The organism is Stenotrophomonas maltophilia (assembly GCF_013464485.1).
In the GTDB taxonomy this organism is placed as follows: domain Bacteria; phylum Pseudomonadota; class Gammaproteobacteria; order Xanthomonadales; family Xanthomonadaceae; genus Stenotrophomonas; species Stenotrophomonas maltophilia_AW.
The window spans coordinates 173,502-197,397 of record NZ_RAUX01000001.1 but is presented as its reverse complement, the minus strand read 5'-3'; the positions used below and the strand labels follow the sequence as shown (position 1 = coordinate 197,397).

Here is a 23,896-nt window from a genome sequence, read left to right as displayed (position 1 = left end):
AATCAAATGTGGAGGCATTGTGAATGAAATCACACACAAAAGATAGGAAAAGTCTGAGACAGAAGTCGTTACCGTACACCCCGAATGAGTGCTAAGCCATTATAAATATTAGTATTTTTTAATGTATCGCAATGCTTCAAGATGCGTCGATTTGCGTCAAGCCTGAACCGGCCGGTGATCGCGCCAACGCCTGGAACGTCAAGGTATTGACGATCCCGCACAGAGCCTCACCCCGCACCGCACCAAAGCCCCACCATCACCCTCTGCTACCATCGGGGGTTCTGTTCATCGCGCCCCCACCTGCCCGCGATGGCGCCAAACAACGTAACGAAACACAGGAGTCTGCATGTCTTCCGAGCTGCTCAAGTCCCTTGGCCTGGACGCGATCAACGCTGGCACGTACCTGGGCAACGGGGAGTGGTCGAGCGCGACCAGCGGTGAGCTGATCACCCCGGTCAACCCGACCACCGGCGAGCCGATCGCGCAGGTCCGCGCGACCACCGAGGCCGAGTACGAGACCGTCGTCGCCCGCGCGCAGGAAGCCTTCAAGATCTGGCGCACCACGCCGGCCCCGCGCCGCGGTGAAGCCGTGCGCCTGTGCGGCGAAGCGCTGCGCAAGCACAAGGACGCCCTGGGTTCGCTGGTCGCCCTGGAAATGGGCAAGAGCAAGCCGGAAGGCGATGGCGAAGTGCAGGAGATGATCGACATCGCCGACTTCGCCGTGGGTCAGAGCCGCATGCTGTACGGCTACACCATGCATTCCGAGCGCCCCGGCCACCGCATGTACGAGCAGTACCACCCGCTGGGCCTGGTCGGCATCATCTCGGCCTTCAACTTCCCGGTCGCGGTGTGGAGCTGGAATTCGTTCCTGGCCGCCATCTGTGGCGACGTGTGCATCTGGAAGCCGTCCAACAAGACGCCGCTGACCGCCATCGCCTCGCTGAAGATCTGCAACGATGCCCTGCGCGAAGCGGGGTTCCCGGACATCTTCTTCCTGATCAACGACGCCGGTACCGCGCTGTCTGAAAAGATGGTCGATGACCGTCGCGTGCCGCTGATCAGCTTCACCGGCTCGACCCAGGTCGGCCGCACCGTCAACGAGAAGGTCGCGCGCCGCCTTGGCCGCTGCCTGCTGGAACTGGGCGGCAACAACGCCATCATCCTGGACGAAACCGCCGACCTGAAGCTGGCCGTGCCGGGCATCGTGTTCGGCGCCGTCGGCACCGCCGGCCAGCGTTGCACCACCACCCGCCGCCTGATCGTGCACCGCTCGATCTACGCCGACGTGCTGGCCACGCTGGTCAAGGCCTATAAGCAGGTCGAAGGCAAGATCGGCGACCCGACCGATGCCGCCAACCTGATGGGCCCGCTGAACAGCGACGGCGCCGTGCAGCAGTTCCTCGATGCCATCGCTCAGGCCAAGGCTGCCGGCGGCACCATCGAAACCGGCGGCACCCGCATCGACCGTGCCGGCAACTTCGTGCTGCCGGCCATCGTCTCCGGCCTGAAGAACAGCGACGCCGTGGTCCAGCACGAGACCTTCGCGCCGATCCTGTATGTGATGCCGTACGACAGCATCGACGAAGCCATCGACATGCAGAACGGCGTGCCGCAGGGCCTGTCGTCCTCGATCTTCACCCAGAACCTGAAGACCGCCGAGAAGTTCCTGTCGGCCGCCGGCAGCGACTGCGGCATCGCCAACATCAACATCGGCACGTCCGGTGCGGAGATCGGCGGCGCCTTCGGTGGCGAGAAGGACACCGGCGGTGGCCGCGAGTCCGGTTCGGATGCGTGGAAGGTCTACATGCGCCGCCAGACCAACACCATCAACTACTCGGATTCGCTGCCGCTGGCCCAGGGCATCAAGTTCGACCTGTAACGCTATCTGTAGTGCCGAGCCAWGCTCGGCAGGACGGGCCATGAACACCGCAGCAAATGCAGCCGAGCATGGCTCGGCTCCACAGGGTGGCAGGCCGGTGATTGATTTCACCGGCCGCCGCGTGTTGATCGCCGGCGGCAGCAAGGGCATTGGCCGTGAAATGGCGCTGGCGTTTGCCGGCGCCGGTGCACAGGTGTCGGCCTGCGCCCGCGGCCAGGCCGGCCTGAACGCCCTGCGTGCCGATGCACAGGCACAGGGTGTCGACCTGCATGCGTTCCCTGCCGATCTGGGCGATGCCAGCCAGATCCAGGCTTGGCTGCAAGCCGCCGCCGATACCCTCGGCGGCATCGATGTACTGGTCAACAACGCCACCGGCTACGGCATGGCCGATGACGAGGATGGCTGGGCCGCCAGCCTGCAGATCGACCTGATGGCGGCGGTACGGGCCTCGCGCCTGGCGCTGCCGTGGCTGCGTGCGTCCAGCGACGCCTGCATCCTCAATCTTTCTTCGATTGCCGCACAGCAGCCGCGTCCCGGCGGCGCGCCCTACGCAGCCGCCAAGGCCGCGCTGTCGCACTACACCACCTCACAGGCGCTGGCGCTGGCCAGGGACCGGATCCGGGTCAATGCCATTGCACCCGGTTCGATCGAGTTCGATGACGGCCTGTGGGATCGCCGCCGCACCGAAGATCCCGCCCTGTACCACGGTACGCTGGCGAAGATTCCGTTCGGTCGCTTCGGCCACCCGCGCGAGATCGCCGATGCCGCCCTGTTCCTGTGCTCGCCGCTGGCGCGCTGGATCACCGGCCATGTTCTCAACGTGGATGGCGGCCAGGTGTTGATGGGCTGAATCTGTAGAGCCGAGCCCACGCTCGGCTAGCGCGCGAGGCGCGGTCGACACTGCATTGTCCAGGGTCCAGCCGAGCATGGGCTCGGCTCTACAGGGCACTGCCCATGGGATTGCCCGGGCAGAGGCACTATCATGTGCACACTGCCAAGGAGGACCCCGATGAGCGTGGCACCCCGACAGACAAGCGCCCTGGCCGTGGTCAGCCTGGTCACGGGCATCGCCAGCTGGACCGTCCTGCCCTTCGTGGCCAGCATCGTCGCCATCATTACCGGGCACATGGCCCGCGCCGAAATCCGCCGCCGCCCGCATGAACTGGAAGGCGATGGCCTGGCCGTCACTGGTCTGGTGCTGGGCTGGGTGATGGTTGGCGCCGTGATTGCCGCCATCCTCGCCTTCATCCTGTTCTTCGGCGGCCTGGCCTGGCTCGCCGCGATGTCGAACTGATCGCCATGACCGCTTCCGACAGCACTGAACGCTTCAGCAGCCGCGTCGCCGACTACGTCCGTTACCGGCCGGACTATCCCTCCGCCCTGCTGGAGTGGCTGCATGGCCCGATGGGCGTCAACCACAAGGCCGAGGTCGCCGACATCGGCGCCGGCACCGGCATTTCCAGCCGCCTGTTCCTGGCCACCGGCCATCCGGTGGTTGCCGTTGAACCGAATGCGGCCATGCGCGGCGCCGCGCAGGAATGGCTCGCACCGCAGTACCCACAATTCAGCGCCATCGACGGCCGCGCCGAAGCCACCGGACTGACCGATGCCAGCGTCGATCTGGTCAGCGTCGCGCAGGCCTTCCACTGGTTCGACACCGTGGCGGTGCGCGCCGAGTGGCAGCGCATCCTGCGTCCAGATGGCCTGGCACTGATCTACTGGAACTCGCGACTGCTCGATGCCAGCCCGTTCCTGGTCGGTTACGAACAGCTGCTGCTGGACTACGGCACCGACTACACCGCCGTGGCCGAGCGCTACCAGGACGACGCCACCATGCAGGCCTGGTTCGGCGCTGGCCTGCGCGGCATGGTGGAGTTGCCGAACGTGCAGCACCTGGACTTCGACGCCCTGCGCGGGCGCCTGCTGTCCTCCTCCTATGCCCCGCAATCCGGTCATCCGCGCCATGTGCCGATGATCGCCGCTCTGCAGGACCTGTTCGCCGCCCACGCGGTCGACGGCCAGGTTGCTTTTGAATATCGAACCCGAGCCTTCCTCGGCACGCTGGACTGAACCGACGCATGTATTCGCTTGCCCGCCCCTTCCTGTTCTCGCTCGACGCCGAGCGCGCCCACGGCCTCGGCCTGTCCGCACTGGACCTGGCCTACCGCACCGGCACCACGCCGCTGCTGGCCGCACGCATCGCGCCGATGCCCAGCACGGTGTTCGGGCTGACCTTCCCCAATCCGGTCGGCCTGGCCGCCGGCCTGGACAAGAATGGCGAGCACATCGATGCACTGTTCGCGCTGGGCTTCGGCTTCGTCGAGATCGGCACCATCACCCCGCGCCCGCAGGCCGGCAATCCGCTGCCACGCCTGTTCCGCCTGCCGGAACACAACGCGATCATCAACCGCATGGGCTTCAACAATGCGGGCGTGGACGCGCTGGTACGCAACGTCGAACGCGCGCGCAACCGCCGTGGCCTGCTCGGCATCAACATCGGCAAGAACAAGGACACCCCCAACGAACAGGCCGTGGACGATTACATCGCCTGCCTGGACAAGGTCTATCCGCTGGCCGACTACATCACCGTCAACATCTCCTCACCCAACACCGCCGGCCTGCGTGAACTGCAGGAAGAAACCGCGCTACGCCAGCTGGTCAGCCAGCTGCGTGACCGCCAGGAAGACCTTGCCGCCCGCCACGGCCGCCGCGTGCCGATGCTGGTGAAGGTGGCGCCGGACCTCAGCGAACGCGACATCGATGCCGCCGCGCGCGTGCTGGGTGAACTTCAAGTGGACGGCGTGATCGCCACCAACACCACCATCGACCACAGCAAGGTGGCCGGCGATCCGTTGGCCAATGAGGCCGGCGGCCTGTCCGGTGCGCCGGTGCTGGAGCAGTCCACGCTGGTGCTGCGCCGCCTGCGCTCGCGCCTGCCCGAATCGGTGCCGCTGATCGGTGTCGGCGGCATCCTGTCCGGTGCCGATGCCGTGGCCAAGATGGCCGCCGGCGCCGCGCTGGTGCAGTGCTACAGCGGCCTGATCTTCCGTGGCCCGGCGCTGGTTTCCGAATGCGTGGAGGCGATCCGCCGCCGCCGCGAAGCGCCGAGCCGCGGCGCGGTGGCCCCACTGTGAGCGCGCCCATGGATACCGTCGACGGCAACGCCCCGCTGCGCTGGACGCTCACCCGCAATGCGCCGCTGCAGGCGCTGAACACCTTCCACGTGCAGGCCAGCGCGGCGCAGCTGCTGGAACTGCACGACGCCACGCTGCTCCCGGAGGTCCTGGCGCTGCCGGAAGTGGCCAACGGCCCGCTGCTGGTCCTGGGCAGCGGCAGCAACGTGCTGATCGCTGAAGACCTGCCGGGCACCGTGCTGGTGTTCGGCAACCGCGACATCAGTTTCCTTGAACACCGCGCGGACCATGCGGTGATCCGCGCCGGCGCCGGCGTGCCGTGGCACGGGCTGGTGATGTGGTCGCTGCAGGAGGGCCTGTCCGGGCTGGAAAACCTGGCACTGATTCCCGGCACCGCCGGTGCCGCGCCGATTCAGAACATCGGTGCCTACGGCGCGCAGATCGGCGAGTTCATCCAGGCCGTCGAAGCCTGGGACTGCCAGGAGCAGGCCTGGGTGCGGCTGGACAACGAACAGTGTGGCTTTGCCTACCGCGACAGCGTGTTCAAGCAGCAGCCGGATCGCTACCTGATCACCGCCATCGAACTGAAGCTGCCGCTGCTGCACGACCTGCGCATGGACTACGCCGGTATCCGAGAGGAACTGCAGGCACAGGGCGTAGAGCTGCCGGGCGCGGTGGACGTGGCCAATGCGGTGATCGCGATCCGCCGCCGCAAGCTGCCCGACCCGGATGTACTCGGCAACGCCGGCAGCTTCTTCAAGAACCCGGTGCTGCCGCTGGAACAGGTCGAGGTGCTGCTGCAGCACTTCCCGGAGCTGCCGGTGTTCCCGTCCGACCAGGAGGGCAAGCGCAAGGTCTCGGCGGCATGGATGATCGAATCCTGCGGCTGGAAGGGCTTCCGCGAAGGCGATGCCGGCGTGGCGCCGAGCCACGCGCTGGTGCTGGTCAACCATGGAAGTGCCACGGGCGCTGAACTGCTGGCACTGGCACGCCGCATCTCGGCCTCGGTGCTGGAGAAATTCGGCGTGCCGATCGAACCGGAGCCCCGCCTGCTCGGCGCACAGTGGTGAACACCCCCGCCCTCTCCCCCAGCGCCCGCCCGATGCGGGCGGCGCTGCTGATGCTCGGCAGCACAATGGCGTTCGGCCTGATGGCAGTGGCCATCCGCTATGCCACGCGCTATGTGCCGACCCAGGAAGTGGCGTTCTTCCGCAACGCCTTCGGCCTGCTGGCGTTGCTGCCGATGCTGCTGCGGCCGGGCCATGCGCCACTGAAGACCCAGCAACTGCCACGCTATTTCGTGCGCAGTGCGATCGGCCTCGGTTCGATGCTGTGTGCGTTCTGGGCGCTGGGCCATCTGCCGTTGGCACAGGCGGTTTCGCTGTCGTATTCCACGCCACTGTTCGTCACGATTGCCGCAGTGCTGTGGCTGGGCGAGACCGTGCGCGTGCGCCGCTGGGCTGCGGTGGTGGTCGGCTTCATCGGCGTGCTGGTGATCGTGCGCCCCGGTACCGCCGGCTTCACCGCAGGCAGTCTGGTGGCAGTGGCTGCCGCCGTGCTCAGCTCATTGGTGGCGATCCAGATCAAGCAGCTCACCCGCGTGGACAGCGCCGACACCGTGGTGCTCTACACCTATGTGTTCTGGGTGCCGCTGTCGCTGGTGCCTGCGCTGTTCGTCTGGGTCTGGCCCACCGGCATCGCCTGGCTGTGGCTGTTGGCCACGGGCGTTCTGGGCACGGTCGGCCAGCTGCTGTGGACGCGGGCACTGCGTCTGGGTGAAGTTTCCGCGCTGACGCCGATCAGCTTCCTGCAGCTGCCGCTGGTGACGCTGTTCGGCTGGCTGCTGTTCAACGAGAGCGTGGACCGCTGGACGATCATCGGCGCCGGCATCATCCTCGCCGCCAACGCCTACATCGCCCACCGCGAAGCCGTGTTGTCGCGGCGTGCCGCCAGCGCTGCGGCCTCCTCAGCAGCAAAGCCCGCCGAATGAAATCCACCTGCATGGACCAGCCATGGGCCGTTCATGGACAGGCTGCGGGTAGAGTCGACTGTTGGTCGACTATCGCGCGCAGCGCGGGCTTTGCMTGGTCCATTCGAAGAGCAGTCGACTAACAGTCGACTCTACCCCGGGCGATCCTGGCAACGGCCCGGGAACTAGCCCAGCCCGCGATACACCCGCTCCGCCGCATCGAACACATTGCACTGCCGCCGCAGCTCCGGTACCACACGATACGGGTCCTGCATGGACAAKSCATGGGTAGAGTCGACTGTTGGTCGACTATCGCGCGCAGCGCGGGCTTTGCMTGGTCCATTCGAAGAGCAGTCGACTAACAGTCGACTCTACCCCGGGCGATCCTGGCAACGGCCCGGGAACTAGCCCAGCCCGCGATACACCCGCTCCGCCGCATCGAACACATTGCACTGCCGCCGCAGCTCCGGTACCACACGATACGGGTCCTGCATGGASAAKSCATGGGTAGAGTCGACTGTTRGTCGACTATCGCGCGCAGCGCGGGCTTTGCMTGGTCCATTCGAAGAGCAGTCGACTAACAGTCGACTCTACCCCGGGCGATCCTGGCAACGGCCCGGGAACTAGCCCAGCCCGCGATACACCCGCTCCGCCGCATCGAACACATTGCCCGGTGCGAACTGCTCGGCCAGGTAATGCAGCGACTGCCGACGCAGCTGGGGCGAACGCTCCTCCCCATCACTGCCCAGCAACACCTGCTGGAACTCGATCAGGTCCTGCAGGATCCGCCAGTGCCGGTACCAGGCAATCCAGCGCGGGTCGCCACGGTCACTGCCGTAGCCGTCTTCGAACCCCAGTGGATTCTCGCGCCCCCAACGCCCGCCCACGGCACCACCGATGAACATCAGGTCGCGCTCGCGCGGGGCCAGCGACAGGCCATCCCAATCGATCAGGTGCAGGCCGCCGTCATTGCCCATCAGAAGATTGCCGGCATGCAGATCGGTATGGCAGAGACGCAGGTCCACCGGCGCATCTTTCAGGGCACCATGCAGCTGCACCGCATGCGCATGCAGTGCGGCGATGCGGGCACGCTGCTTGTCCCATACGGACACAAACGCACGGCCCAGGCCATCCTTCGCAGCCGCAAGGCCCTCGCCCGCCAACCACTGCCCGACCGTCTCAAGTGCACCGGTTTCCAGTCGCACGATTGGCAGCCCCTGGCGCAGTTCCGGCGGCAGCTGTGCAGCGTGCAGCTGCCGCAGCACCTCACCGAGCCGCTGCCACTGCGCGCGGCTCAGCGCCGCTTCGAAACCGGACTGGCCGTCGACATAGGGAAACAGGGTGAACTGCAATCCCCAACGCTGCACCGACGCACCACCGGTCAGCGCCGGCCATGGCGCCACGATCTCTTCGATGCCCAGCGTGCCGCGCAGCCAATGCAGGCTGTCCCACACTGCAGGATCAACCTGGTACGTACGGCATTTCAACCACCACTGCCCACGGCGTCCATCGATGCGATACACGCTGGCATTGGCATCCGCGCCCACCGGACGCGGCACCACGGCGGTAGCGGTAATGCCATAGGATTGTTGCAGGACTTCGCCGAGATGCTGCGCCGAAGCGAATGACATGGATGCAAGCGGAAAGTAATACCTGCCGCCACTATCGCAGATGCATTTGCCACGACACAGACATGTCCGTCACAACATCACCGCTGAGCGGCCAAAGGACTAGCCCGCGAGACGTCGCATCAACGCTTCCAGCGGACCGCGTGCGAACTGCCACGACCACAGCCATGCCGCGCCCGTTGCCAGCATCAGGAACAACAGCGCCCACAGCAGCACCGAGGCAAGTGACCCACGCCCATCGAGCAGGCCGAAGCTTTCCAGTGTTCCCATCCCCAGCAGGATGTGGCCGACATAGAGCGTGAGGGTCATGCGCCCTGCCGCCGTGAACGGCTCCAGCCAGTCGCCGGGATGCACCCGCGTCAGCCACAGGCAGGCGGCGATGACACTGCAGGCCGCGCCCGCACCGGTAAGCACGTAGGCGGGGCCCGGCGGCATCGGTTGCGTTCCCAGCCAGGCCTGCCATGGCGTTCCCTGCGCAAGATGCTGCACCGCCTGGCCGGCCCCGATCAACAGCACACCCAGCACCAGCAGTGCATGCTGCACCCGTGGCTGCGACAACGGCAGGCGCGCCAGCAGCATGCCCAGCAGGAAGAAGCAAAGCCAGGGCAGCAGCGGATGGAAGCCGTTGAACAACAGGTTGCGCACCGCCCCTGGCCATTGCCACAGACCGGCGTAGTCCAACGTCTGCCAGTTCCATCCCTGGCTGTAGTCCCAGTGCAGCAGCGCCCAGAACGAACAGGCGGCAAGGCCCACGATGCTGGCCAGCAACACCCGCGGCGACGCGCGCAGCCACAACACGGCCAGAGCGAAGTACACCGCGTAGTAATGCAGGATGTCGGCGGGGAACACGGTCAGGTTGAGCAGGCCCAGCACCAGCAGGAACAGCGCGCGCCGCCAGGTCTGCACGCTGGCCGGCCACCCATGCTGTCGCTGCGTGGCCAGCACCAGGCCCAGCCCCGCCAGGGTAACGAAGGTCGCAGAAGCCTTGCCTTCCAGCAGATGGAAGCACCGCGCCAGCCACCCTTCCCCATCTGCCGGGACGGCCATCGCCAGTCGGAAGTTGACCAGCACCATGCCGGCCAGTGCCAGGTAACGCGCCAGATCCAGGCCGTGCAACCGCCGGTCAACCACACTCATGCGCGTGCACCGAGCAGCAGCGTCAGCAGGGCCAGATCCAACGGCGCGCCCTCCGCGTCGCCCGCTTCGGCCAGCCCCCGGCGCAACGCGTCGCTCTCGATGGCGTCCAGCAACACCTGCGACTGCACTGCCGGTGCCAACGCCGGGCGCCGACGTTCGCGCTGCGCCACGCGCTGCAGAGCTTCGGCCAGCGCCTCGTGCAATTGCTTCCGATTGGCCGCGAAGGCCTCTGCCACAGCGGGATTGCGGGCACTCTCGGCCAGCACTTCAACGGCAAGCATCGCCCATTCCGGCTGCCGGCACAGTGCGTGGAACTCCTGCAGGAACGCCAGCACCTGTGCGCGGTCGCCGTCAGACACGGCCAGGCGCTGCAACAACGGTGCCAGTTCTTCGCTCTCGGCCACCGCCACCGCGAGGATGATCGCTTCCTTGCCCGGGAAGTGGTTGTAGAGATTGCCCAGGCTGACGCCGGCCGCCTGCGCGATGTCACGCATGCTGGCCTGGTGGAAGCCCTTGACGAGGAAGCACTGCAGGGCGGCCTGCAGGATCTGCGCGATGCGTTGCTCGTTGCGGTCGGTTCGGCTCATGGCGCAAATAGTGAACGAACGTTCGTCCATTTAATAGATGGACGCCAGGCCATCGCCGGGCTTCGTTCAGCCAACCTTGACCTCAACTGCGGTTGAGGCCCGATGCTGCGCGGCCTGCCCCATCCTCTCCCGGAGTTCCTGCATGCCACGGATGATCGCCACCCTGCTCGACAGCCGCGTGCTGTGGTTCCTCGCCCGCCTGCTGCTGGCCGTGGTGTTCCTGTCCTCGGGCCTGGCCAAACTGATGGCGTGGGATAACAGCGTCGCCGAAATGCAGGCGGCCGGGCTGCACCCACCTGCACTGTTCAACATCGCCAGTGCCGTGGTGCTGCTGGGCGGCTCACTGTGCCTGCTGTTTGATCGCCTGCTGTGGCTGGGCAGCGGTGCGCTTGCGGTGTTCATGCTGTTGACCATCGTCATCGTGCACACCTTCTGGACCAAGCAAGGTGCGGAGCAACAACTGGCGCTGTTCTTCGCGCTGGAACACCTGAGCGTGGTCGGTGGCCTGATCTGCGCGGCCATCGCCAGCCGTGCGCGGTCTCAGCCGCACTCGATTCGCCCGCGCCGCTAGCGCCTGGGCAGCATCGCGATCACCTGCAGCAGGCCGGATTCAACCCAGGCACGCAGGCTGCCTTTGCCGGCAAGGCCCCACTGGATCACCAGGCCATGCCAGTGTGCCTCGACCGTGGAGGCAGCCACCTCCGCGTCGATGAACCCCATCGCCTGCAGTTGTCCGGCAATGCCGGCCCGCATTTCCAGCACATGCGCGTTGGCCAAGGCCGCACGGCGTCCGCCGGACGTCCGCAGGTCTTCCATCAGCAGCGCCATGTGCCCGGCCAACCGTTGGCGCGTCTCCATGCCGCGGGTCTGCGCGCCCAGCCAACCCACCAGTGACGCCACCGTCGCCACTGCAGGTGCAGGCACCGCAGCGACCAGGCGCTCGCTGGAGCGGCTGATCGCTCTTTCCAGCAGCGCGGCACGGTTGCCAAAACGCTGGACCAGCGTCGCCGCCGACAGCCCTGCACGCGCTCCGAGCGCGGCCAGCGTGAAGCCCTGCGGGCCCGCCTCCACCAGCAGGTCCACAGCCAGGTCGACCACACGTTCGTCGGGGATGGTTTTGGTGCGCGTCATCGGCACACTATAAATGAATATTCGTTTATATAAAGGCCCGCAATGAACCCAGCTCGATCACGCATCCGCGCCTATGTGGGCAGCTCGCTCGATGGCTACATCGCCGGCCCAGGCAACGACCTGGACTGGCTCAACGTGGACCACGCCCGCGATGGCGATCTGGCTGCTGCGCCGGATTATGTGGACTATCCACGCTTCATCGCCGACATCGGTTGCCTGCTGATGGGGCGCACCACCTACGATGTGGTTGCCGCCATGCCAGAGTGGCCGTACCGCGACCTGCAGGTGCTCGTGGCCAGCCATCGCCCACTCCATGACGCTCCCGGCAATGTGCAGGTTGCACACGGCAGCATTGGTGATCTGGTTGAGGGGGCATGCACCCTCGCCGCTGGCAAGGACGTGTATGTCGATGGGGGCGCGATGGTCCGCCAAGTGGTGCAGGCCCACTTGCTGGACGAACTGGTACTGACCTGGCTGCCGATCCTGCTGGGCGGCGGCGTACGCCTGTTCGACGTACTGCCCCAGTCCGTGGCACTGCAGTTCACCACCGCCGCGCCGGCCGGCAACGGGTTGCTGCAGGTCGGTATCCGCCTGCTGCCTCAGAAGAACTCGTCGAGCAACCGGTAGAACGCCATCCGGCGCTCATCGGCCACCGCACCGTAGCGCTGGAACAGCGTCGCGACACAGCTGGTCTCACCGAAATTGTGGACCAGGCTGCGCGCGGCCAGGGCCAGGTCCTGATAGCGGTCGGCCACGCCCAACCGGCCACAATCGATGAAGCCAGTGAACCGCCCATTGGCCACCATCAGGTTGGGCAGGCAGGCATCGCCATGACTGACCACCAGATCTTCATGTGCGGGCTGGGTAGCGCGCAGCTCGGCGAAAATCTGCTGCGGGCTCTGGCCCAGCCGCTCGTCGTCGAAGTCATCGGCATCCACCAGCCCAGCCTCGACGCGTGCCTGTACGGCCTGCAGGCGCGATGCCAACCGCTGATCGAACGGACAGTTGGCTACAGGCATCGCATGCAGGCCACGCAGTGCGTCAGCCATCAGTACTGCCACCTGCCTCGCCGCGAGCTCCGGCGAGGAGGCCAGGTCGCGGCCGGGCAACGCGCTCATCAACAACCAGCGCCGCCCCGCTTCCTCGGCGGTGGCAATCACCGTGGGCGCCGGCTGCCCCTGCGCCTGCAGCCAACGCAGCCGGGCGATCTCATCACCCAGTTCGCTGAAGGCATCGATCACTTCCGACTTCAGGAAGGCATCGGCCTGGCCCGATCGATGGACGCGGGCGACGTCGGCACGCGACACACCGATCGACTGCCGCTCGACGCGTGCGCCGGCCAGGGCGTCCTGCCACGCCTGCGGCAGGAGCATGCCGTCCGTACTTGTGTGCGCTGCGTCCATGCGGGGGTATTCCAGTTGTCGGTGACCCCAGGGATTCTCGCTCATCCGGCGCGGATTGCAGCCAGCAGGCAGGCACTCAGGTACAGGCCCAGTCCGAATATCGAATGCGCAAGCAGGCTGCGCAGGCGCGACTTGAGCGGGCTGGGCGTCCTGGATGCCGCAATGCCCGCGCCCATCCCGGGCTGCATGATGAAGAACGGCGCGGCCACGCTGAGAATGCCGAACAGCAATGCCGGAAGCAGAGTGGGCGCACGTGCCCATCCCTCCCCGGCAACGGCGAGCAGCGCCGCTGCGAAGACCACACCGATCAGATAATGCGCGGACCAGCCCAGCACACGCTCGCCCGGCACCTGCGCAGCGCGCCCGATGGCCTCATGGCGGAACCGTCCTCTGGGCAGATGGCCCAGCCAGCGGCCGACCATGCCGAAATCCAGCGTGGGAATGCCCAGCACCCGGCGCTGCAGCAGCGACCACAGGTCCAGCACAACGGTGGCGCCGACGCCGATCGCGACCGCATCCGGCAGGAACGCCGAAGATCCGTCCATGATGCATACCTTCAATTATTTGCTTGAATGATAGATCGATGGTAGCGTGCCCATCATGAACGCTTCAACCCATCCGACCTCCTCCCCCCTGGAGGCGCTGGCCGAGATCGCCCGGACCCTGGGCCATCCACACCGCTTGGCGCTGCTGGAGCACATCGCCCAGGGTGAACGTGCGGTGGAACGCCTGTCCGAACTGACCGGCCTGACCGTGGCCAATACCTCCCAGCACCTGCAGCAACTGCGCCGCGCCGGCCTGGTCCAGACCCGCCGTGATGGCAAACGCATTCTCTACCGCAGCGGTGACGGCCCGCTGGGCAACCTGTTGGCGGCATTGCACGACTATGCCGAGCATCAGCGCAGCGAGATGCACGGCGTCATCGCCGACAGCGTGCACCGACGCGACACGCTGGAAGGCATGACCGTGGAGCAGTTGCTGGCGCAGCGAAGCGAAGTGGTGCTGCTGGATGTGCGTCCGCAGGAGGAATTCGCGCTGGGCCACCTGCCTGGCGCCCTGAACATTCCCGCTACGGAACTGCGCGAGCGGATGGACGAACTGCCGCGTGACGTCCACATTGTTGCGTACTGCCGCGGACCCTACTGCGTGCTTTCAAGCGCTGCGGTCACCCTGCTGCGCGACGCCGGACTGACCGCGCAGCGCCTCGCTGCCGGCTATCCGGAATGGAAAGCCGCCGGCCTGCAGGTGGAACTCCCCGCGCACTGAGCAGGACCTTGTCATGGATGATGCCTTTTCCCCGATGATCCATGACGCCTGGCAGGGCATGTTCGCCGGGACGCGCACGCTGCAGAACGACCCGCTACTGCACCTGGCCTGCAGCGATGCCTTCGATGAGGGTGAGGACGGCATGCTGCTGCAACCGGTCGTGGGCCCCGCACGTGCACTGCTGCGCCCTGCGCTGGCCGATCACCTGCAGCTGCAGGAGCAGCCGCACTGGACCTTGCCGCAGCTGCGGCAGCGGTTGCAGGAGTCGGGCCGGCACACGCATGGCGCCGACCGCGTCTTCCATTTCCCTGCCGCAGTACTTGCGGTCCTGGCCCAGCACCCTGCCCCGCCACACCTCCGTCTCCTCGGCCCGGACGATGCTGCCGTGTTCGACGTGTTCCAGAACAGCGCCACTGCACAGGATCTCGATGCGGCCTGGGTCGAACTGGACCATTGGCAGGTGTTCGGCATCTTCGACGGGCAAAGACTGGTCGCTGCCGGCAGCATGTATCCGTGGAGCCTTGACCCGGCGCTGGCCGACATGGGCGTGCTGACCCTGCCCGAGGCCCGCGGCCGCGGTCACGCCCGCCAGCTGGTGCACGCCATGGCCGCGTTCGCACACGCCACCGGGCTGCAACCGCAGTACCGCTGCCAGCTCGACAACAGGGCCTCGATCATCACTGCCGAACGCAGCGGCCTGTGTGCGTTCGGCGACTGGGACATCATCCTCGCGGCCCGTTGAGGCCGCCCATGCAGAACAAGGAAGCAACATGAAATTGATGGTGATCGGCGCCAGCAGGGGCCTCGGTCGGGCATTCGTTGAAGGCCTGTGCCAGCCCGGCGACACGGTTGTCGGGGTCTCGCGCAATCGCCCGCGCGGCATTCAATGCCCCGAAGGCGTCACCCTGCAGTGGATCGAAGCCGACCTGGCCCAACCCGCCCTGGCTGCCGACCAGATCGCAGCGGAGGCGCCGGCCGATATCGATGTGCTGATCCACAACCTGGGCATCTGGGAAGAGAAGGCCTTCAGCGACGCGTACGCCTTCCTCGATGAATCCGATGCTGCACTGGCACAGCTGATCGACGTCAACGTCACCGCCACCCTGATGCTGCTGCGCCGCCTGCTGCCGCGCGTGCTGCAGGCACCGCGCCCACAGCTGGTGCTGACCGGCTCGACCTCGGCGCTGCCACGCAGCGGCCGCCCGGAAGTCGCCTTCGGTGCCTCCAAGTTCGCACTCAACGGCATCGCCGATGCATTGCGCGAAGGCTTCCGCGATCGCCGCCTGGCGGTGACCAGCCTGCAGCTGGGGTACCTCAACACCGACGATGCACTGTCAGTTCCCTTGGCCGAGGCGGCAGCGCGCGGCGATGGCGAGCTGGTACCGGTACACGACGTGGTGGCCATGGTGCGCGCGTTGCTGCAGCTGTCGCCGTCCGGCTTCGTGCGCGAACTGGTGCTGCCGGCCATCGCCGACCCGCGCTACTGACCCCAGGTGAGCAACGCCGGACAGCCTCGCTGGCCGCATGGGCCGCTGTGGTTTACCCTGCTGCTCACTGGCCGTCGGTCACAGGCGGGAACCTGCTATGGATGCGCTTCCACCGGTCTTGGCCCAGGTCCTGGACAGCGCCCTGCCCAGCCTGCCCCTGTACCTGCTGCAGGCCACGGCGGTGATCGGCATGATCGGCGTACTGCTGATCGCCACCCGCCGTGGCGGCCACGCCATTGAAGGCCGACGCCTGTACGTAGGCGTGGCGCTGGGCTTGATCTACCTGTTCAACGCCTGGTTCGTGGCCCGCTACAGCCAGGGCGTGGTCAAGCTCCACCTCGGCTTCGACATCCTGCTGGTCAGCGGCCTGCTGGGGGGCTGGCGCGGTGGCCTGGTCTGCCTGGCCGCCAGCCTGCTGGCCCGATATCAGTTCACCGGCGCCCAGTTCTTCATGCCTGCCAGCCTGGAGTCCACCCTGCAGATGCTGGCCGGTGTCTGGCTGCGCAGGCGCCTGCACCCGCGCATGCTGGCAGAGCTGTCGGCGCGCATGATCCTGCAGGCCTGGGGCGTGCGTATCGCCGTGACCGCGCTCGGCCTGGCACTGGGCGTGGCGATCATCGGCGCCCATCACCTGCCGGTGGAAGAACTGGCGATACAGCGGCTGCTGGCCTTGCCGCTCTCGCTGCTGATGTTGGGTGCTGTGTTCGCGCTGGTCTACAACGATGCGCAGATCGACGTGCAGCGCCAACGCGAACAAGCCTGGCTGCGCATCGACCCGATCAGTGGCCTGCCCAACATGCGCGCGCTCGGCGAACGCCTGCAGCACTTCTGGCGCGACAACGACGGTATCGGCAAGGCCTGCCTGATCGTGGCCGAAATGGGCAACCTGCGTGATCTGCGCCTGCGCTATGGGCCGCTGCAGGACAATGGACTGTGGCAGCGCGACAGCACGGAAGAGGTGCACCGGCTGCTGCCCTCGCTGCCGCCCGGGCAGCTGGAGACCTATCAGTTCGGCGATGCGGCGCTGGCCATCCTGGTACGCGACCTGACCTTGCCCGAACTCCGCACGCAGCCCCGGATCACCGATCTTGCCAGCAACCTGGCCGACCGGGTCAGCCGGGACTGGCCAGGGTTCCGCCCGCTGTTCCGATGTGCGGTGGTCGAGCTGAAGCCTCCGATCGATGACGAAGATGGGCATCTTCCGTTCCGCGCGATCACCGTGGCGCTGAGCGCGATCGAATCGGGCGTGGTGTTCTTCGATGATCCGATCCAACGTGACAGCGAGATCGACGCCCTGATCGAGCGTTCGCTCGAACACTGGCTGCAGCATGGCGATGCTCCGCTGTGCTACCAACCCAAGCATCGCCTGCAGGATCGCCGGCTGGTCGGCGCCGAAGCGCTGCTGCGCATGCGCGACACCGAGGGCAGGATGATCGCGCCGATGCGGGTGATCTCGCTGCTGCGACGCCAGGGCCGCCTGGCGGAGCTGGAATGGGCCACGCTGCAGTCGGCCGTCCACTTCCTGCAGCAGTGCCTGCGCGATGGCACGCAGCTGAAGATCGCCGTGAACGTCTCGGCCGAGTCATTGCGCCTGCCCGCCTTCGGCCTGCGCCTGCACGAGCTGCTGCAGCTGCATGAGGTCCCCGGCGCGATGCTGCGCCTTGAGATCGTCGAGTGGACCGAGATCGTCGAGCGCGACGTGGTGGATGCCAACATCGCGCAGCTGCTGGCCGCCGATGTCAGCCTGTCACTGGATGACTTCGGTGCCGGCTATTCAACCCTGATCCTGCTGTCACAGCTGGCCATCGCCGAAGTCAAGATCGAGCAGGCGCTGATTGCCACGCTGTTCGACGCCAAGTCGCAGTCCATCGTGCGTTTCATCGTGGAAGTCGCGCATCGCTGTGGCGCCATCGTGGTGGCCGAGGGCACTGAAACCCTGGCGCAGGAGCAGCAGCTGCGCGTACTGGGCGTGGATGTCGGCCAAGGCTACCTGTACTCGGCGGCGCTACCGGCCGACGAGTTCCGCCGTTTCGCCGCCAACTAGACTGCGTAGAAGCCCAGGAACATCGCCACCGCCGACTCGGCCACGCGTGCACGCTCCTGCGCATTCAACGGCGCCTGCCCCATCGTCACCTGCGGCCAGAACGCGAAACTCTTCACCAGGCCGTGCAGCTGGTGGCCGGCAAATTCCGGATCGACCTCGCGCAACCGGCCATCGGCGATGGCCGCGCGGATCCAGGCACTCTCGCCGCTTTCCTTCTCGCCCATGCGGCAGACGATGGCCTGCGCGCGTTCCGGTGAATGGATGATCTCGGCCATCGCCACCCGCGCCAGATCAATGAAATTGGCATCACTGAGCAGGTCCAGCTTCTGCCCCAGCAGCTGCAGCAGCTGCGCCTGCAGGGTCTGGTCGGCGCGGTACGGCAACGTATCACTGGCTACGCTGCGTTCCCACAGCTCCTCCAGGATCATCGAGAACAGCGCTTCCTTGCTCGGGAAGTGGTTGTAGACGGTGCGCTTGGAGACCCCGGCCACCTCGGCAATGCGGTCCATGCTGGTCGCCTCGTAGCCCGAGGCACGGAACTCCTCCACCGCCGCGCGCACGATGGCTTCGCGTTTGCGGTCGGTCAGGCGTTGCGGGGCATGGGGCATGGCGGAAACCGGATAGCTGAACGAATACCGTCATTTTACACCCGGCAGTGTACTTTTCAAAAAACGGAAACTACACTGTGCAGTGTACTCAGCGGACGTCACCCATGAAGCGCCTGCTCCTTGTCCTCCTGCTTGGAATTTTCGCCGTGACCGCCTACACCTTCTGCAAGTCCTGGTCCCTCCCCGATTTCCCCGACTCGCCGCAGTACCGCGACGGCAAGTTCCGCAATGCCCTGCCAAAGCCGGCCATGGGCCTGCGCGACGGCCTGGAGATCTGGTGGACGTTCCTGTTCAACAAGCCCAAGGGCACCGTGCCCAATCACGCGATTCCGGTGCAGCCGCTGGACCGCGCCACGCTGGACGCCGCGCCGGACCGCAGCCTGTTCCGCATCGGCCATTCCACGATCCTGCTGAAGCTGCGCGGCCAGTACTGGCTGACCGACCCGGTGTTTTCCGAGCGCGCCTCGCCGGTGCAGTGGATGGGCCCGGCCCGCTTCCACGCGCCGCCGATCAGCATCGACGAGCTGCCGCCGATTGCCGGCGTGATCCTCTCGCACAACCACTACGACCACCTCGACCACGCCGCCGTGATGCAGTTGGCCGGCAAGACCGCGCGCTTCATTGCACCGCTCGGCGTGGGTGACCAGCTGATCGCCTGGGGCGTGGATGCCAGCAAGGTCGAACAGCTGGACTGGTGGCACTCCACCGAAGCCAACGGCCTGCGCCTGACCGCCACCCCGGGCCAGCATTTTTCCGGCCGCGGGCTGGGTGACAGCGACCGCAGCCTGTGGGCGTCGTGGGTGATCCAGGACGGCGACTTCCGCATCTTCTTCAGTGGCGATACCGGCTACTTCGACGGCTTCAAGGCCATCGGCGAAAAGTACGGTCCGTTCGACCTGACCATGATCGAAACCGGCGCCTACGACCCGCGCTGGGCGTTCGTGCACATGCAGCCGGAACAAACCCTGCAGGCGCACCTGGACCTGCGCGGCAAGTGGCTGCTGCCGATCCACAACGGCACCTTCGACCTGGCCCTGCACGCATGGCAGCAGCCGTTCGAGCGGATCACCGCGTTGGCCGCGGCGAAGAACGTGCCGGTGGCCACGCCGATGATGGGCGAAGCGCTGGACATGCAGGCGCCAGAGGCGGGCACGCGCTGGTGGGAGCAGGTGGAGTTGTAACAGGCGTGACGGGGCGTCATGTATCCCAAGGCTCTGTAGAGCCGAGCCATGCTCGGCTGCGTCTACCCGAACGACAGCCGAGCGCAGGCTCGGCTCTACATAGAAACGGCCTGGGGCGCTGCAGCGCGTCATGTAACCGATTACATCCCTTGCTAGCGTAGCGCTCGCCGATTCCGGTCGAACCTGCGAGGCTGTCCGTAATGACGTTGCGCGTCGAACGCTCCAAGGTCTCCCGCTCCGCTCTCCCGTGGCGATCTGCCGCTCCCCTGCTGCTCGCCGTCCTGGCGTCCTCCGCGCAGGCACAGCCCCTTCCCCCGCGCGGTCAGTGGCAAGCCAGCAGTTCCTCGCAGCAAGTGCCGGCGATGGCGATCAGCCACCTGATCGACGGCGACCCGAAGACCGTCACCGGCGGTGCCTTCAGCCCTGGCCACTGGTTCCAGATCGATCTGGGGGCGCCCGCGATGATGGCAGGCGTCCGCCTCACCTGGGATGTCTCCAACCCGGAAGGCTATTTGCTGCAGACCTCAATGGATGGCACGCAGTGGCAGACCGCGTACACGATGGCCGATTCACTGGGCGACGTGGAAACGCTGTACTTCGCACCGCGCCCGGCACGCTACCTGCGGCTGGCCAGCCCGCAGCGCACCTCCGACTGGGGCGTGTCGATCTTCGAGATGGAGCCACTGGACAGCACACTCAGCGCACGCGTCGCCGGAATTGATGCAACGCAGGCAGCCGCACTCTGGCAAGGCGGCAGTGCGGTCGCCCTGCCGACCGGGCGAGGCGGCAGCCACACGCTCGACGTCACCCTGCCACGTGCGCAGTCCACGGCCGGACTGTTGGTGGAATGGGCCGATGGCGCACGCGGTGCGGCCCGCCTGCAGGCACAGGACGCCCAAGGCCGCTGGCAGGAACTGGCCCACGATGCGCAGGCGGCGGATCACAAGCAGAGCTGGCTCGCGGCCAATACCGCACAGTCCGTGCGTGCATTCCGCCTGAGCGTGGAGGGTCCTGTACCAAAGATGGCACGCCTGCGCCTGCTCGGCCCAAAAGCCGTGATGACACCGATGAAGCAGTACCAGATCGTCGCCAGCGGTGCGCAGCGCGCGTTGTTCCCGGCCTCGCTGCAGATGCAGCAGACCTACTGGACCGCTGTTGGTGTGCATGCCGGGCGACAGAAATCGATCTTCGACGAGTACGGCAACCTGGAAGCCTTCAAAGGTGCGCCGCTGGTGCAGCCGATCTGGCGCAGCGCCAATGGGAGCGCAGCGGGTGCTGCCGGGCAGAACGTGCAGCATGCATTGCGTGATGGCTGGAAGCCGATGCCCTCCACGACCTGGTCGCCGCAGCCCGGGCTGGAACTGCGCAGCGAAGTGTTCGCCATCGAACGTAATGGCCAGCCGGTAACGTTCCTGCGCCACCGCCTGCACAACACCGGCAGCACGAAGATCGAAGGCACGCTCAGCCTCGTCGTGCGCCCGATGCAGATGAATCCACCATGGCAGAACGGCGGTCTGTCACCGATCCGCGACGTTGCGGTAGACGGTCAGGCCGTGCGCATCAATGGCCGCACGCTGTTGCGTTCGCTCACGCCGGTATCGGCGTCCGGTGCGGCGCCCTTCGGCAAGGACGGTGCAACGGAAATCACCTCGGCTCTCGCCGCTGGGACGCTGCCTTCCACCCAGCGGGCACGCGATGAGCAGGGTCTGGCCGCCGCCGCTCTGGACTACCGTATCTCGCTGGCCCCGGGTGCCAGCGAATCGATTGTAGCCGCCTTCCCGTTGGGCACTGCCGCTGCAGATGCCAACGGTGTGCTGCCCGAAGCCCCACCGCTCGATCTGGCTTCGCTGCCAGGCGACGCCAACAGGGCATTCGACACGCTGGCCCAACAGGCTTCCGCAGACTGGCAGGCACGACTCGGCCAGGTTGGCCTGCGCCTGCCCGATCCCTCACTGGTGGACATGCTGCGCGCGCAGGCCGCCTACATGCTGATCAACCAGACCGGCCCAGCCATGCAGCCCGGCCCGCGCAACTACAACCGTTCCTTCATCCGCGACGGCATGGCCACCTCGGCGGTGCTGCTGCGCATGGGCGAAGCGAAGGTCGCGCGCGACTACCTGGCCTGGTACAGCGAACACGGCGTGCATGCCAACGGTCTGGTCTCGCCGATCCTCAACGACGATGGCAGTGTCAACACCGGTTTCGGTTCGGACATCGAGTACGACAGCCAGGGCCAGTACGTCGCGCTGGTGGCCGATGTCGCGCGCCTTGATGGTGGACCGGAATCGGTGCGTGCCTATCTGCCGAAAGTGAAAGCGGCGCTGCGCTTCCTTCAAGAACTGCGCGAACGCACGCTGGTGCCCGGCTACAAGGCCGATCAGCCAGCCCCGGAACGCTTCGCGGGCGTTCTTGCGCCGTCGATCAGCCACGAGGGCTACCCCTCGCCCACGCACAGCTACTGGGATGACTACTGGGGGCTGAAGGGCTGGCACGACGGCGCGTGGCTGGCCGAATCGCTGGGCGACCACGAGACCGCGGCCTGGGCACGCGAGCAATACAAGGCGCTGTACGACGCGCTGCACGCCTCGATCCGGGCAACGATGGCGTGGAAGGGCATCGACTTCATACCCTCCTCGGCCGATCTGGGCGATGGTGATCCCACCGGCGTATCGATCGCGCTGGACCCCACCGGCGCACAGAGCGTGCTGCCCGCCGAAGCGCTGCGCACCACCTTCGCCCGTTACCTGGAGGATGTGCGCAAGCGCAGCCAGCCCGGTGCGCTGTACGCCTACACGCCGTACGAGATCCGCAACGTGCTGAGTTACGTGCACCTTGGCCAGCCACAAGTGGCCGACGAGCTGCTGCAGGGGCTTCTGCATGATCGGCGCCCGCTTGAGTGGCAGGTGCTGGCCGAAGTGGTGCATTCGCGCCTGCGCTTCCCACGCTATCTGGGTGACATGCCGCATACGTGGATCGGCGCGGAATACGGCCGCACGCTGTTCGGCATGCTGATGCGCGAAGACGATGATGCGCTGTCGCTGCTGCCAGGTACGCCGCCGTCGTGGGTGGCTGGCGATGGGCTGGCGGTGGAGCGCCTGCCGACCGCGTATGGCACGTTGCAGATGCAGGCACGGCAGCGCGAAGGCGTGCTGACGGTGGCGCTTGGCGAGGGGCTGCGCAACGGAACGGCGGTGAAGGTCTGGTGGCCGGCACGGACAATGCCGAAGGCGGTGCGTGTGGATGGTCGTAGCGTTTCCGACTTCGATGCCGAGGGTGTGCGCCTGGCAAAACCGTTCAAGACGTTGGAGGCGCGTTGGTAGAGCAGCCGAGCATGGCTCGGCTCTACAGCAGGCAGACTCCGCGAGTAGATCCACGCCATGCGTGGATGCTTCTGCCGCGAACCGCAGCCGAGCATGGCTCGGCTCTACAAAGACGGAGGTAGCGCTGGGCCGCGCCCGGCGTCATTGCAGCGTCGGCAACCCCGGCGGGTTGGTCTGCGACTGCGGCACCGCCTCCTCGGCCACGTTCCAGCGTTTCAGCGCCTGCGCATAGGTGCCGCTGCCGATCTGGGTGTTCAGCGCCTGCGTCACCGCATCAGCCAGGCCACTGCCCTTGCGCGTGGTCACCGAGATCGCCGCGGCGTTCGGCCAGCCGCCAGGGAACAGGCCCACGCGCCGCACCTTGCCATCGCGTGCTGAGTACGCGCCGGTGGCATTGGGCTCGAATGAGACATCGGCCCGCCCGGTGATCACCGCAAGGCGCCCGACCACCGCGTCGTCGAAGTACTGGTACTCCACCGGCTTCAGGCCCGCGGCGATGTTCTGCTGGTCCCACTGGCGCAGGATCTGGTCCTGGTTGGTGCTGGCGCCCACCACCACCTTCAGCCCCGCCACATCCGCCGGCGTCTCGATCTTCTGGATCGGCCCGTCAGTGCGCGTGTAGATGCCCAGCAGGTCGTAGCGATAGCTGGAGAAATCGAACTTCTTCTTGCGCTCTTCTGTCACCGTCACGTTCGACAGCACCGCATCGTACTTGCCCGATTCCAGCCCCAGCGGCCAGTCGGCCCAGGCCACCGGCACGATCACCAGCTTCAGGCCCAGCGCATCGGCAATCAGGCGCGCGATGTCGGGCTCGATGCCGACCACGTCCTTGCTGTCGGCGCCATAGTCGGCCAGTGGCAGCTGTCCCGGGTGGGTCGCCACGGTGAACGTACCTGGCGTGACGAAGCGGTAGCCAGCGGGAATCAGGGCCTGCGCCTTGGGATCGCGCGTGCCCTTCAGCACCGTGCTGTTCGCTCCGGCCAGGCTGGTCGCGGCCACCGCCGCAGCCTCCGGGGCCTCACGCACCCGCGAGTAGACGATGCCGGCGATGCCGATGACCAGAACACCTGCGATCAACAAGGTACTGCGTGAGGGACGACGGGATGCTGTAGGGCTCATGGC

General features: G+C 66.5%; 23 protein-coding genes. 15 read left to right on the top strand and 8 right to left on the bottom strand.

What is annotated here, in order from left to right; translation table 11 throughout:
• Positions 1 to 346 precede the first annotated feature (346 nt).
• The 7 genes from amaB to D7Y61_RS00865 all read left to right on the top strand — a co-directional run bounded on the left by amaB (position 347) and on the right by D7Y61_RS00865 (position 7,003).
• Positions 347 to 1,879 (top strand): L-piperidine-6-carboxylate dehydrogenase, encoded by a 1,533-nt coding sequence (amaB, locus tag D7Y61_RS00895; protein WP_032127496.1) that lies wholly within the window; start codon positions 347 to 349, stop codon positions 1,877 to 1,879.
• Between the two features lie 40 nt (positions 1,880 to 1,919).
• Positions 1,920 to 2,729, top strand: a complete 810-nt coding sequence (locus tag D7Y61_RS00890) for an SDR family NAD(P)-dependent oxidoreductase (protein WP_180864578.1) — start codon at positions 1,920 to 1,922, stop codon at positions 2,727 to 2,729.
• Positions 2,730 to 2,888: 159 nt separating this feature from the next.
• The gene (locus D7Y61_RS00885; protein ID WP_180864577.1) at positions 2,889 to 3,173 is read left to right on the top strand and encodes a DUF4190 domain-containing protein; all 285 of its coding nucleotides are present in this window, start codon (positions 2,889 to 2,891) and stop codon (positions 3,171 to 3,173) included.
• Between the two features lie 5 nt (positions 3,174 to 3,178).
• Positions 3,179 to 3,949: a class I SAM-dependent methyltransferase gene (locus tag D7Y61_RS00880; RefSeq protein ID WP_180864576.1), complete on the top strand. Its 771-nt coding sequence runs from the start codon at positions 3,179 to 3,181 to the stop codon at positions 3,947 to 3,949.
• A gap of 8 nt (positions 3,950 to 3,957) precedes the next feature.
• Positions 3,958 to 5,013, top strand: coding sequence for a quinone-dependent dihydroorotate dehydrogenase (locus D7Y61_RS00875; RefSeq protein WP_180864575.1), 1,056 nt, complete (start codon positions 3,958 to 3,960; stop codon positions 5,011 to 5,013).
• Positions 5,014 to 5,021: 8 nt separating this feature from the next.
• Positions 5,022 to 6,083 carry a UDP-N-acetylmuramate dehydrogenase gene (murB, locus tag D7Y61_RS00870; RefSeq protein ID WP_180864574.1) on the top strand — a complete coding sequence of 354 codons (1,062 nt, stop codon included), beginning with the start codon at positions 5,022 to 5,024 and terminating at the stop codon, positions 6,081 to 6,083.
• A gap of 32 nt (positions 6,084 to 6,115) precedes the next feature.
• Entirely contained in the window at positions 6,116 to 7,003 is an 888-nt protein-coding gene (locus D7Y61_RS00865) for a DMT family transporter (RefSeq protein WP_180864626.1), read from the top strand.
• Between the two features lie 602 nt (positions 7,004 to 7,605).
• Here the strand turns inward: D7Y61_RS00865 and D7Y61_RS00860 are convergent.
• The 3 genes from D7Y61_RS00860 to D7Y61_RS00850 all read right to left on the bottom strand — a co-directional run bounded on the left by D7Y61_RS00860 (position 7,606) and on the right by D7Y61_RS00850 (position 10,334).
• Entirely contained in the window at positions 7,606 to 8,613 is a 1,008-nt protein-coding gene (locus tag D7Y61_RS00860; RefSeq protein WP_180864573.1) for an aminoglycoside phosphotransferase family protein, read from the bottom strand.
• Positions 8,614 to 8,712: 99 nt separating this feature from the next.
• Positions 8,713 to 9,747, bottom strand: a complete 1,035-nt coding sequence (locus D7Y61_RS00855; protein ID WP_180864572.1) for a DUF418 domain-containing protein — start codon at positions 9,745 to 9,747, stop codon at positions 8,713 to 8,715.
• Entirely contained in the window at positions 9,744 to 10,334 is a 591-nt protein-coding gene (locus D7Y61_RS00850) for a TetR/AcrR family transcriptional regulator (RefSeq protein ID WP_180864571.1), read from the bottom strand. The genes D7Y61_RS00855 and D7Y61_RS00850 overlap by 4 nt, the downstream gene beginning before the upstream one ends.
• Positions 10,335 to 10,476: 142 nt before the next feature.
• On the opposite strand from D7Y61_RS00850, the gene D7Y61_RS00845 reads away from it, so the two are divergent.
• A complete protein-coding gene (locus tag D7Y61_RS00845; RefSeq protein WP_180864570.1) occupies positions 10,477 to 10,905 on the top strand; it encodes a DoxX family protein in 429 nt (142 codons plus the stop codon).
• Here D7Y61_RS00845 and D7Y61_RS00840 read toward each other — a convergent pair.
• Complete coding sequence (locus D7Y61_RS00840) at positions 10,902 to 11,465, bottom strand: TetR/AcrR family transcriptional regulator (protein WP_180864569.1); 564 nt, start codon at positions 11,463 to 11,465, stop codon at positions 10,902 to 10,904. The genes D7Y61_RS00845 and D7Y61_RS00840 overlap by 4 nt on opposite strands.
• A 42-nt stretch (positions 11,466 to 11,507) precedes the next feature.
• Here D7Y61_RS00840 and D7Y61_RS00835 point away from each other — a divergent pair, with 42 nt between their 5' ends.
• Entirely contained in the window at positions 11,508 to 12,092 is a 585-nt protein-coding gene (locus tag D7Y61_RS00835; RefSeq protein WP_180864568.1) for a dihydrofolate reductase family protein, read from the top strand.
• Here D7Y61_RS00835 and D7Y61_RS00830 read toward each other — a convergent pair.
• Positions 12,065 to 12,838 carry an APH(3')-II family aminoglycoside O-phosphotransferase gene (locus D7Y61_RS00830; RefSeq protein WP_258010164.1) on the bottom strand — a complete coding sequence of 258 codons (774 nt, stop codon included), beginning with the start codon at positions 12,836 to 12,838 and terminating at the stop codon, positions 12,065 to 12,067. The genes D7Y61_RS00835 and D7Y61_RS00830 overlap by 28 nt on opposite strands.
• Positions 12,839 to 12,909: 71 nt before the next feature.
• Positions 12,910 to 13,413: a DUF2938 domain-containing protein gene (locus D7Y61_RS00825; protein ID WP_180864566.1), complete on the bottom strand. Its 504-nt coding sequence runs from the start codon at positions 13,411 to 13,413 to the stop codon at positions 12,910 to 12,912.
• 55 nt (positions 13,414 to 13,468) lie between these two features.
• Here D7Y61_RS00825 and D7Y61_RS00820 point away from each other — a divergent pair, with 55 nt between their 5' ends.
• From D7Y61_RS00820 to D7Y61_RS00805, 4 genes are all read left to right on the top strand, one after another.
• Positions 13,469 to 14,134, top strand: a complete 666-nt coding sequence (locus D7Y61_RS00820) for an ArsR/SmtB family transcription factor (RefSeq protein WP_180864565.1) — start codon at positions 13,469 to 13,471, stop codon at positions 14,132 to 14,134.
• Between the two features lie 13 nt (positions 14,135 to 14,147).
• Positions 14,148 to 14,876, top strand: coding sequence for a GNAT family N-acetyltransferase (locus D7Y61_RS00815; RefSeq protein WP_180864564.1), 729 nt, complete (start codon positions 14,148 to 14,150; stop codon positions 14,874 to 14,876).
• A gap of 28 nt (positions 14,877 to 14,904) precedes the next feature.
• Positions 14,905 to 15,621, top strand: coding sequence for an SDR family NAD(P)-dependent oxidoreductase (locus D7Y61_RS00810; RefSeq protein WP_180864563.1), 717 nt, complete (start codon positions 14,905 to 14,907; stop codon positions 15,619 to 15,621).
• Positions 15,622 to 15,718: 97 nt separating this feature from the next.
• Positions 15,719 to 17,665, top strand: coding sequence for an EAL domain-containing protein (locus D7Y61_RS00805; RefSeq protein ID WP_180864562.1), 1,947 nt, complete (start codon positions 15,719 to 15,721; stop codon positions 17,663 to 17,665).
• Here D7Y61_RS00805 and D7Y61_RS00800 read toward each other — a convergent pair.
• Positions 17,662 to 18,273, bottom strand: a complete 612-nt coding sequence (locus D7Y61_RS00800; RefSeq protein WP_180864561.1) for a TetR/AcrR family transcriptional regulator — start codon at positions 18,271 to 18,273, stop codon at positions 17,662 to 17,664. The genes D7Y61_RS00805 and D7Y61_RS00800 overlap by 4 nt on opposite strands.
• Positions 18,274 to 18,377: 104 nt before the next feature.
• Here D7Y61_RS00800 and D7Y61_RS00795 point away from each other — a divergent pair, with 104 nt between their 5' ends.
• Together D7Y61_RS00795 and D7Y61_RS00790 are read left to right on the top strand one after the other, a co-directional pair.
• Complete coding sequence (locus D7Y61_RS00795; protein WP_180864560.1) at positions 18,378 to 19,454, top strand: MBL fold metallo-hydrolase; 1,077 nt, start codon at positions 18,378 to 18,380, stop codon at positions 19,452 to 19,454.
• Positions 19,455 to 19,654: 200 nt separating this feature from the next.
• Positions 19,655 to 22,774, top strand: a complete 3,120-nt coding sequence (locus tag D7Y61_RS00790) for a discoidin domain-containing protein (protein ID WP_180864559.1) — start codon at positions 19,655 to 19,657, stop codon at positions 22,772 to 22,774.
• Positions 22,775 to 22,915: 141 nt separating this feature from the next.
• On the opposite strand, the gene D7Y61_RS00785 is transcribed toward D7Y61_RS00790, so the two are convergent.
• Positions 22,916 to 23,893 (bottom strand): ABC transporter substrate-binding protein, encoded by a 978-nt coding sequence (locus tag D7Y61_RS00785; protein WP_180864558.1) that lies wholly within the window; start codon positions 23,891 to 23,893, stop codon positions 22,916 to 22,918.
• Positions 23,894 to 23,896: the final 3 nt, after the last annotated feature.